The sequence below is a fragment of the Succinivibrio dextrinosolvens genome (assembly GCF_900116345.1).
Lineage (GTDB): Bacteria > Pseudomonadota > Gammaproteobacteria > Enterobacterales > Succinivibrionaceae > Succinivibrio > Succinivibrio dextrinosolvens_B.
Window position 1 is genome coordinate 1 of sequence record NZ_FPAH01000068.1, and the last position, 9,497, is coordinate 9,497.

The window sequence follows — 9,497 nt, forward strand, 5'->3', positions numbered from 1 at the left end:
CACCCGTCCGCCACTCGTCATCAGGAAAAGCAAGCTTTTCCTATGTTACCGTTCGACTTGCATGTATTAGGCCTGCCGCCAGCGTTCAATCTGAGCCATGATCAAACTCTTCGATAAAAAAGATTTTGATTTATTTTTTTTGATAGTCCTTCAGCCTTAGCCTTCTCTATCTCTTTGTTTCCCTCTTCCGAGGGCCCACACAGATTGTCCGTACTTGTTTTTAAAGAACTTTTAAAACGCTTGGTTTTATTTGTCGTTGTCGTTCGTGACAACGGAAATGCATTATAGACTTTTTTTGAATTGTGTCAAACTTTTTTATAAGTTTTTTTTTTCTGTTTTAATTAATTTTTTTTTTAGATTGGCTTAATTATGCTGTTTATTGCCATTAAAAAATCATTTAAATAGTTTAATCTCTTTTACAAACAAATTGTACTGTATATTCACATACAACGGTGATTTCTAAAAACTGAAAAAAAAATATTTTCAATATTGTCTATTTAATTGACTCTAAAAAAGAAAATTGTATTTTTTATTCACTTGTATATAATTAATTTTGCTTGTCGGAGTGCCTTAGGGCTGAGATTGCTGTTTTGCAAAATCCGTATACCTGATCAGGATAATTCCTGCGTAGGAAACAAGGCGTCGGCATGCATTTTTTTATTATAAAAAGGATATGTCGATGTCAGAATACAAACATCTCAAAGCACAATCAAACTTTAATTTTTCCCTTCATGGGGTAATTCAACACTCCTTTTTTTCTTTATCCGCATTTTTCTCAGTTTTGTTCTTATTTAAGATACAAACTCTGATTTTCAGTACAAATCAATACCCGCAAACTCTTTTTATTTCTTCTAAAAATCAACCTAGTATAAATTTTACAGACATAGGAGCCTAAAACATGTACCTCAATAATAGACCTTTAGTCCTTGTTATAGCTGGATTAGATTCTGGAGGAGGCGCCGGTATAACCGCAGATATGCTGACAATCCACGATTGTGGTGCCTGGGGACTACCTTGCGTTAGCGCCATTACAGCACAGTCTCTGAAGAATGTTACTCGAATCGAGGAGAGTTCTATTGAGCAATTCAGAGAAACACTAAGACTAGACCGAGAAGACTGGGAACATATCTCTGCAGCAAAAATCGGACTGATTACCCACAAAGATATTCTTGAAGCTACTTTAAATTTCTTTGAAAATACATCCCATAAAATTCCTTTAGTTTGGGACCCTGTGTTAACAGCAACAGCAGGACGTCTAGAAAGTGCCGACCTTAAGAGTACATTAAACAGAATTCTAAAAGTAAGTACCATCTTTACCCCAAATCTTCCTGAAGCATTGGAGCTTGCAGGCTGGACCCCTGAAGATCTTGAGAAATACGGTACACAGAAACTTGGAGAATACTTCATTGATAACGGAGCAGAAAACGTCATCATAAAAGGAGGACATAAAACCGGAACAGACACTGCTATAGATACTTTTGTTTCAAAAGAGTTATCTTTTACAATGTCAAATCCTAAAGTAGAAGGAGACGGAGCTCATGGTGGCGGATGTGCATTTTCATCAGCACTGGCTGCTCTTATTGCAGATGGTTACGCAGCACATGATGCTGCCGTCATAGCAAAAGCATATGTATACAGTGGAATATTAAATCCAGCCCTTCCTTACAACAAAGAAAGACCTCCTGTAGGACATAATGGAGTTCCGGACAATATTTCATTATTCCCATTCATTCAGGAAAATGAATTCCCAAATCAAACTAATTCCTTTACCAACTGCAAAAAACTCGGCTTATATCCGGTTGTAGACAGCTATGAATGGGTCGAAAGAGTATTAAAGGCAGGGGTTAAGACTCTTCAGCTTCGCATAAAGGCCAAATCTTCTCCGGATCTTTTTGACCAAATAGATAAAAGTGTAAAACTCGCAAAGCAGTATGATGCAGAGCTTTTTATTGATGATCATTATGAACTTGCAATTAAGGCAGGGGCCTATGGAGTTCACCTTGGAATGGAGGACCTGAAAAAAGCCGATCTTCAAAAAATAAGTAGGGCTGGATTAAGACTTGGAATATCAACTCATGGTCCTTATGAAATGTTAAAAGCATATCAATTAAAACCATCCTATATCGCCCTTGGACATATTTTCCCAACAAACACAAAAATTATGAACTCAAAGCCTCAAGGGATAGAGAAACTCAAATATCAGAATCAATTACTGGCTCATGAAAACATATGTACCGTGGCAATAGGTGGGATCAAACTTCACAATGCGAAAGATGTATTAAAAACTGGAGTCAGGTCAATTGCCCTTATTTCTGGAATTACCAAAGCAGATGATCCTGAAAAAACAATTTTAGAATGGCAAAAATTATTTGAGAGTCAACAAGAATGAGTGTCAACAGATACACAAGACAACAGATAATCCAAGGATATCAGGATATTGATAAAAAACTAGGCCAGCAAAGAATTGCCATAGTAGGATGTGGAGGATTAGGTGGCCTATGCTCATATCTACTGGTGGGGGCAGGTGCATTAAATATAAATATAGCCGATTATGATCATATAGATGAGTCAAATCTGCACCGACAGATCCTATATAGAGAAAAAGATATAGGAGAAAGCAAAGTCAATTGCTGTAAACATGAACTAAAGAAATTAGACCGTCGAGCAAATGTAAACACATTTAATAATAAAATCACTCAAGAAAATTTTCTCGACTTTACAAAAAACTGTCGACTGGTTTTAGATCTTAGTGACAACATGGAAACCAGACTTTCTATAAACAGGTTATGTTACAAACATAAAATTGATCTAATTCACGCCTCCGTTACAGGCGAGAACGCCCTATTATCCTATTTTAAATTTTCAGATCCTGATTTCATCAGTAAATACGGCTGCTATGAGTGCTTAGCAGGCGAAAATGCCACAATAAAACCTAATGGGATCACTGGACCATATGCCTCTGCAGTTTCAGCATTTGCAGCAAATCTCACTATGCAGGTCGTTTCAGACATTATTCAGGACAAATTAGGAAAAATATATCTATTTGATTTGAAAAAATTCGCAATCAAGAGCTTTTCTTTAAAAAAATCTCTTCAGTGTAAATGTTGCGGAAATTATAAGGAGAAATAATGAAAATCATTTATAACGGAAATTCTTTGGAAATTAAGGAAAATTTATCTTTAAGTATCTTTATTTCAGAATTAAAACTAGAAACAAAGACTATAGCAGCAGCTGTTGATGAACAGATAGTTCCTAAGAAAAACTGGGAGAATTTTATTTTAAAAGAAGGAATGAATTTAGATATTTTTAATCTGGTCGCAGGTGGCTAATAAATTACAAATTCAAAACAAACAAATATATAACCGAACTAGGAGATATAAGATCCATAAATTATGGAAGCTTAAATAAAACCATGAAAGATACATTTACTTTAGCAGGAAAAAATTTTAAATCACGACTCATAATCGGTACAGGCAAATATGCCTCTGGAGAAATGCTTGCACAGGCATGCAAAGCCTCAGGAGCTCAAATTGCAACAATGGCAGTAAAAAGGATTGATACCACAGATCATACCGATGAAATAATAAACCCACTTTTAGAGCTTGGAGTTCAGCTCATGCCTAATACATCGGGTGCAAAAAATGCAAAAGAAGCAATTTTTTCAGCTCAACTTGCAAGAGAAGCATTAGGCATTGACTGGATCAAAGTCGAAGTTCACCCAGATGTTAAGTATCTGTTGCCTGATCCAATAGAAACTTTTAAGGCCTGTGAAACTTTATGTAAGGAGGGCTTTAAAGTATTTCCTTATATAAATGCAGATCCAGTTCTGTGCAAAAGATTAGAAGATCTTGGGGTATGTGCTGTCATGCCGCTAGGCGCTCCGATTGGTTCTGCAAGAGGCCTGAAGACTTTATCTATGTTAAAGATAATCATAAAAGAGTCTCATGTACCAGTAATTATTGATGCAGGAATCGGTGCACCTTCAGATGCAGTCAAAGCCTTTGAAATGGGAGCGGATGCCTGCATGATAAATACAGCCATTGCCGCAGCGGGAGATCAGATAGCAATGGCAAAGGCATTTAATCTTGCACAAGAGTCTGGACGCATAGCATACATTGCAGGAATGGCAGATAAAGTAGAGACCTCTAGAGCAACCTCTCCAATGGAATCGTTCTTAAAGGAGGCTATGAAATAAATGAGCTTCTATGATGTTCTTGAAAAAATTAATATTGATAGTTTTAAATCGTTAGTAGATACCAGAGAAGATCGTGACGTAGAAAGAGCCTTAACAAAAAAATCTACCCTTGGAATTGATGATTTTGCCTCACTTATATCAGAAAATGCCCGTAGGCATTATCTTAGAGAAATGGTCGCCATTTCATCACAGCTGACAAGAAAAAGATTTGGCAGATGTGTCAATATGTACCTGCCATTGTATATTACTAATCTATGTTCAAATAAATGTGTCTACTGTGGATTCTCAGTCATGAATAAATTCAAAAGAGTTGTTTTGGATTTAGAACAGATTGAAGAAGAATGTGTTGCAATAAACAAGATGGGATATAAAAACATCCTTCTTGTGTCAGGGGAATCAGAAAGGAAGGCGGGTATTGATTACTTCAAAAAGGTATTACCGGTAGTCAAAAAATATGCTTCGTATCTGCAAATGGAAGTACAGCCTCTATCAACAGAAGAATATGCTATGTTAAAAGAGTTGGGGCTTGATGCTGTGTCTGTCTATCAGGAGACTTATCATAAAGATTTTTATAGTAAAGTTCATCTTGGAGGAAAAAAAGCAGATTACAAGTGGAGACTTGAAACTCCAGACCGCTTAGGAAAAGCTGAAATTGATAAGGTAGGAATCGGTGCACTTCTAGGTCTTTACGACTGGAGAGCCGACCTTTGTGCAACCGCTATGCATATTCTCTATATGAGAGATCATTACTGGAAAACACAATTATCAGTATCATTTCCAAGATTAAGGCCGGCAGCAGGAGGATTTGAACCAACGATTCCTGTATCCGATGCAAAACTGCTGCAGATAATTTGTGCTCTAAGAATATTCGACAATGAACTGGATCTGACTTTAAGTACAAGAGAAAATGCCAGCTTCAGGGACTTGATTTTACCTGTTGGAATAACAGCGATATCAGCAGGTTCCTCTACTGAACCAGGTGGATATGCTCACAAAGGAGAAAATCTCGAACAATGGACGGTTAACGATGATAGATCTGTAGATGAAGTTGTCAGTGCAATGGAACACAACGGGTTTGAAGCCGTATTTCAAAATGCATCAACTACATATTTCTCTACTACAACATGATTACAAAGAAATAAGGAAAATAAGTTAATGCATATGAAAAAGGCCCACTTACGTGAGCCTTCCTCTAATCATCTTAGCAAGAAATTACTTCTTGTAACGACGAGTCATGTTGTCTAAACGATCGTTTGCACGAGCTGCGTCTGACTTAACGAAAGCAACGTCGTTTGCTAACTTAGACTGCTGAGCCTTTAAAGCGTCAACGTCAGCAGCGATAGCATCGATCTTAGCCTCAAGAGCAGAGTTGCTAGCGCAACCAACTAATACTGATGAACCTAAAGCAACAACAGCTAAAGTAGCCTGGAACTTATTCATTTTTATCTCCAAAACTGTTTAAACAGATAAATATGGGAATGATCATTCATCCCCGTAGCAAGAGTAATTATAGTAGCATTTTTTATGAATGGCACATTTTTTTCAATTTTTTTTATTATTTTTTTTCGATCATTGATCTATCTTACAAAATTGCAAAAAATATAAAATTAACCTTTTGATAATTATTATATTTTTCAAAACGTAAGCGCCGATACCACTAAATAATTAGTAGTTACTTATTTTCATTTTTGATTTTTTTCACACTTTCCATAAGAGAAAGAAAACATTCTGCTTCTCCAATCTTTGGAGATTCTTCCTCAATATGGGTGCCAACAAGAAAAAGATTCTTGATACCGGCATTCTTGGCGGCAATCAGATCCGATGCGTGATCTCCAAACATCAGGCACTGGCTCATATCAAGATTTAAATCCCGCTTTGCCTGAAGAAACATGCCACTCTTGGGTTTTCTGCATTCACAGTCACATCTGTACTGATGAAGATCGGCCTCAGGATGATGCGGACAGAAATATACCCTGTCAAAACAGGCATTGTATAAGGACAGACTGGACTGCATAAATGATGTTACTTTAAAAAAGTCTGCCTCAGTATACTTGCCTCGAGCAATCCCTGACTGGTTGGTTACCAGAACAAGATAATACCCGTTTTCTCTTAAAAGACTTAGGGCCTGAGGAACGCCATCGATGAGATCATAATTCTCTATCTGACCTACAAAACCATAATCAATATTGATTACGCCATCGCGATCAAAGAATGCGGCTTTGTTCACTATGCAAGATCCTTGAGTTTCTCAGGAGCGAGAGCAATATCCTCATTTTTTACAACAACGATGCCCTTATCTAGAATTTCCTTAGCAATATCCTTAGCATCAGATAAAGAATGCAAGTCACAAGAACCACACTGGTACTCGTTTGCAGCAGGAATCTTTGCGTTGTCATCTAATGAAGCAATATCTCTAATTGCAAGTTCAAAGCATTTTGCAACATTATCCCCCTGAGCATCACCTATCAGACTCATGTAGAATCCAGTCTTACATCCCATAGGAGAAATATCAATTACTTCAACTACACCTGGATTGTTTAAATGCTCACGCATAAAGCCAGCGAAATAATGTTCAAAAGTATGAATTCCTTTGTCGGACAATCTGCCATGATTTGGTTTCTTAAAACGAAGATCCCAAACCTGAATAGTATCACCCTTAGGAGTTTTCATCAGTTTTGCCATTCTTACAGATGGTGCAGGCATGATAGTATGATCAACTAAAAAACTGTCAACTAGTGGCATAATTAACCTTCCTTTGTGTATAACTTGATTCAAAAGACTCAGATTATTGAGTCTTTCTAAATAATTATGAATACGGCTTAATACAGATTACAGTGTTCCAACTGATTTTTATAGTTCTGTGCTCTTATATGAACCTGTCTTGCAACATCAATCAGCCAGTTTTTACCTAAATAGGTTTTGTTTTTGTAGCCAGTCCAACCTTCATGGTAATTCAGATACTGATTAAAAGCGTCTGAAAATTTGACATCATTGATTTTCTTGGTTTTTGTCATATACCAGCCAATAAAATCAAGAGAATCTTCAAAAGAGGTTCTTGAAGTGAAGAGACTTCCCTCTTCACTGGTGTAGTCTTCCCAAACATCATCCTGTGCCTGTGAATAACCATAAGATGAGCTTCCGCGACCATATGGGATAAAGCCAAACCATCTCATTTTTGGTTTAGCATCTTCTACAAATCCTGATTCCTGAGCCATTATGGACATAGCTACATTAATTGGGATGCCGTACTTATCATGAACTTTATGAGCCGAAACGTACCAGCTGTCTTTTTCCTGAAAAATAGAACAGAGATTTTTGATGTCTGATGGGGGAGTTGAAGCGCATCCAACCATAAATAGCGCTCCAACTACGATAGAGAAAATACTTTTTTTTAGAATCATCTTATAATGTGTATTTAAATAGCGTCGTCACCTTCTTCTCCGGTGCGGATTCGAATTACTCTCTCCACATCAGAGACAAATATCTTGCCATCTCCGATCTTACCTGTATGAGCGCCAGCTGTGATTGCCTCGATGCACAAATCGACATCCTCATCTTTTACAACAAGCTCGATTTTTGCCTTTGGAAGGAAATCTACAACATATTCAGCACCACGATATAATTCTGTATGTCCTTTCTGACGGCCAAAACCTTTAACCTCAGAAACTGTCATACCAGAAATACCCTTTGCACTTAATGCTTCTCGAACGTCATCTAGCTTGAATGGTTTAATAATCGCGGATATTTTTTTCATACAACTTCCAGCCCTTAATATACAAACATGTACAGAGATAGGCGTAATTATAATAACACCTATCCAAACAATATGCCTAATTCATCCTAAAAGAAAAGAGGCATAATTATAAAATGATCTCGCTCTAATTATTATGTATTAATTTATTTTTACAAAAAATTATTTGTTTTTATTTAAATTGCTTTAAAACTGCGCAAATTTAAATTTACACAGTCAAAAATTTGTTATGTCAAAAATCATAGCATTCTTAAGCAAAAATCCACCTCATTGAATGTTATTCCTATTAATTAATCGCATAACGTCCATTTCAAGATTTTGACACTCACAGACGTTAGCTCTCCTCTCAATTATTTGACAGAATGATAAAAAGCTTAGATAAATCAGTTTTCTAGAATTAGATTAATCTGTTGGCACAGCAAATGCAAAATTGAAATCATCGAATAAAAGTTCGCCAAAAAATGGAGCATCAATATGAAACACGAAAATTCAATTTCTGCATTAAAGATTACTAATACTATTATGATGTGGTTATTCTGTTTAACTGTAATGATGTTGGTTATGCCATGGGAGATAATCTCAACAGAATTCGCATCACATATTGAAACTAACAAAATTGTTCTTTATTTTGCACTGATTATTGAGGTATCAAATTTTATAAGTCAGGGACTCTTAACAATCATCAATGCCCTGCTTAGCAAGAAAGCACAGAAGAAAATGCAGGAGAAGATCGTACAGGCAGTTGAGGGACTTGATTTTGCAGAAAGAGCTTTACTAAGAGAATATGTTCTTCAGAGAAAGTCTGTTTTAACTCTACCAGTTAATGAACCTACTGTTAGAAATCTGATCGATGATGGTGTACTGAGAATTGTTAATGTAAATGACAGCAACACTTATAGAGCCGATATTATTATCGCTAAGGAAGCTCGTCCATATATCACCTACAAGGCAATTGGTCTTACCCTTGGCAAGATGACAGAGGAACAGGTGACTCAGATTATGAATTCAAGACCAGAATATGCAAAACAGAAATTCAGTCATCAGAACAAAATCTTTATCGGCGCAAATGCGGTTAGAAATGTTAACACTCCAATGAGAGAAATTGAGGAAAACAATGAGGATGTTGCTGCATAGCAGAGTGCAGATGAAGGAATAACGCGAACTTATTAAGCGATGAGGTATGGAAAAAATGCCAGTAATTACTGGCATTTTTTATTTTATATATATGGACCCACTTGAATGTGCAACAGATTTTTGATCAACCTTATATAACGAAGTAAATGCAGCTATATATCCGGCCTCTTGTTGAGTATGCCTACTCTGGCCTCTATGGTTTGTGCGACTGTATTCCTTAATTAAATTAGCGGTATTTTGTACCATTATAAAACTCAGGTTTGATACAGTCCGGTTTTACCTGTTGTGCCAGTTTATCTTTCTCTGTGCATTTCCCTAGGTGGGAACTTTTTTTTGTTACATCTCCTTTGAGTTTATAACAAAATCCTTTAACATAGCTTCATTGCATCTGATACCGATTCAAGCTGATTAACCTTG

General features: G+C 36.6%; 11 protein-coding genes, 1 rRNA gene and 1 riboswitch. Of the genes, 6 read left to right on the forward strand and 6 right to left on the reverse strand.

All coding sequences use genetic code 11. The features are described from left to right. Nucleotides 1–117 (reverse strand): 16S ribosomal RNA (locus tag BM308_RS12665); the annotation flags it as partial. 434 nt (nt 118–551) lie between these two features. Further along, nucleotides 552–651: riboswitch (TPP riboswitch) on the forward strand. 247 nt (nt 652–898) lie between these two features. Between BM308_RS12665 and thiE the strand changes: the two genes are divergently transcribed. The 5 genes from thiE (at nt 899) to thiH (ending at nt 5,323) form a co-directional block, all read left to right on the forward strand. After that, nucleotides 899–2,389 carry a thiamine phosphate synthase gene (thiE, locus tag BM308_RS12670; protein WP_074945714.1) on the forward strand — a complete coding sequence of 497 codons (1,491 nt, stop codon included), beginning with the start codon at nt 899–901 and terminating at the stop codon, nt 2,387–2,389. Further along, entirely contained in the window at nt 2,386–3,129 is a 744-nt protein-coding gene (locus tag BM308_RS12675; protein WP_074945716.1) for a HesA/MoeB/ThiF family protein, read from the forward strand. The genes thiE and BM308_RS12675 overlap by 4 nt, the downstream gene beginning before the upstream one ends. After that, a complete protein-coding gene (gene thiS, locus BM308_RS12680; protein ID WP_074945718.1) occupies nt 3,129–3,329 on the forward strand; it encodes a sulfur carrier protein ThiS in 201 nt (66 codons plus the stop codon). The genes BM308_RS12675 and thiS overlap by 1 nt, the downstream gene beginning before the upstream one ends. 83 nt (nt 3,330–3,412) lie before the next feature. Continuing rightward, the gene (locus BM308_RS12685; RefSeq protein WP_074945720.1) at nt 3,413–4,195 is read left to right on the forward strand and encodes a thiazole synthase; all 783 of its coding nucleotides are present in this window, start codon (nt 3,413–3,415) and stop codon (nt 4,193–4,195) included. Continuing rightward, a complete protein-coding gene (thiH, locus tag BM308_RS12690) occupies nt 4,196–5,323 on the forward strand; it encodes a 2-iminoacetate synthase ThiH (protein ID WP_074945722.1) in 1,128 nt (375 codons plus the stop codon). It abuts the gene before it with no gap. Between the two features lie 84 nt (nt 5,324–5,407). Here the strand turns inward: thiH and BM308_RS12695 are convergent, their stop codons facing one another. From BM308_RS12695 to BM308_RS12715, 5 genes are all read right to left on the reverse strand, one after another. Then, a complete protein-coding gene (locus tag BM308_RS12695) occupies nt 5,408–5,635 on the reverse strand; it encodes an LPP leucine zipper domain-containing protein (protein WP_031492472.1) in 228 nt (75 codons plus the stop codon). Nucleotides 5,636–5,867: 232 nt separating this feature from the next. Further along, nucleotides 5,868–6,422, reverse strand: a complete 555-nt coding sequence (locus tag BM308_RS12700) for a D-glycero-alpha-D-manno-heptose-1,7-bisphosphate 7-phosphatase (protein WP_218152574.1) — start codon at nt 6,420–6,422, stop codon at nt 5,868–5,870. Then, nucleotides 6,422–6,937, reverse strand: a complete 516-nt coding sequence (luxS, locus tag BM308_RS12705) for an S-ribosylhomocysteine lyase (RefSeq protein WP_074945725.1) — start codon at nt 6,935–6,937, stop codon at nt 6,422–6,424. Before luxS ends, BM308_RS12700 begins: the two co-directional genes overlap by 1 nt. A gap of 77 nt (nt 6,938–7,014) precedes the next feature. Beyond that, nucleotides 7,015–7,596 carry a transglycosylase SLT domain-containing protein gene (locus BM308_RS12710; protein WP_074945726.1) on the reverse strand — a complete coding sequence of 194 codons (582 nt, stop codon included), beginning with the start codon at nt 7,594–7,596 and terminating at the stop codon, nt 7,015–7,017. 14 nt (nt 7,597–7,610) lie between these two features. Beyond that, nucleotides 7,611–7,949: a P-II family nitrogen regulator gene (locus BM308_RS12715; protein ID WP_031492467.1), complete on the reverse strand. Its 339-nt coding sequence runs from the start codon at nt 7,947–7,949 to the stop codon at nt 7,611–7,613. A gap of 471 nt (nt 7,950–8,420) precedes the next feature. Here BM308_RS12715 and BM308_RS12720 point away from each other — a divergent pair, with 471 nt between their 5' ends. Beyond that, on the forward strand, nt 8,421–9,080 hold the full coding sequence (locus tag BM308_RS12720; protein ID WP_074945727.1) for a super-infection exclusion protein B: 660 nt from the start codon (nt 8,421–8,423) through the stop codon (nt 9,078–9,080). The last annotated feature ends 417 nt before the right edge of the window (nt 9,081–9,497 follow it).

Coding starts and splice junctions, on each gene's coding strand:
- thiE (WP_074945714.1), top strand. CDS start 899: ATGTACCTCAATAATAGACCTTTAGTCCTTGTTATAGCTGGATTAGAT.
- thiS (WP_074945718.1), top strand. CDS start 3,129: ATGAAAATCATTTATAACGGAAATTCTTTGGAAATTAAGGAAAATTTA.
- BM308_RS12685 (WP_074945720.1), top strand. CDS start 3,413: ATGAAAGATACATTTACTTTAGCAGGAAAAAATTTTAAATCACGACTC.
- luxS (WP_074945725.1), bottom strand. CDS start 6,937: ATGCCACTAGTTGACAGTTTTTTAGTTGATCATACTATCATGCCTGCA.
- BM308_RS12715 (WP_031492467.1), bottom strand. CDS start 7,949: ATGAAAAAAATATCCGCGATTATTAAACCATTCAAGCTAGATGACGTT.
- BM308_RS12720 (WP_074945727.1), top strand. CDS start 8,421: ATGAAACACGAAAATTCAATTTCTGCATTAAAGATTACTAATACTATT.
- thiH (WP_074945722.1), top strand. CDS start 4,196: ATGAGCTTCTATGATGTTCTTGAAAAAATTAATATTGATAGTTTTAAA.
- BM308_RS12710 (WP_074945726.1), bottom strand. CDS start 7,596: ATGATTCTAAAAAAAAGTATTTTCTCTATCGTAGTTGGAGCGCTATTT.
- BM308_RS12675 (WP_074945716.1), top strand. CDS start 2,386: ATGAGTGTCAACAGATACACAAGACAACAGATAATCCAAGGATATCAG.
- BM308_RS12695 (WP_031492472.1), bottom strand. CDS start 5,635: ATGAATAAGTTCCAGGCTACTTTAGCTGTTGTTGCTTTAGGTTCATCA.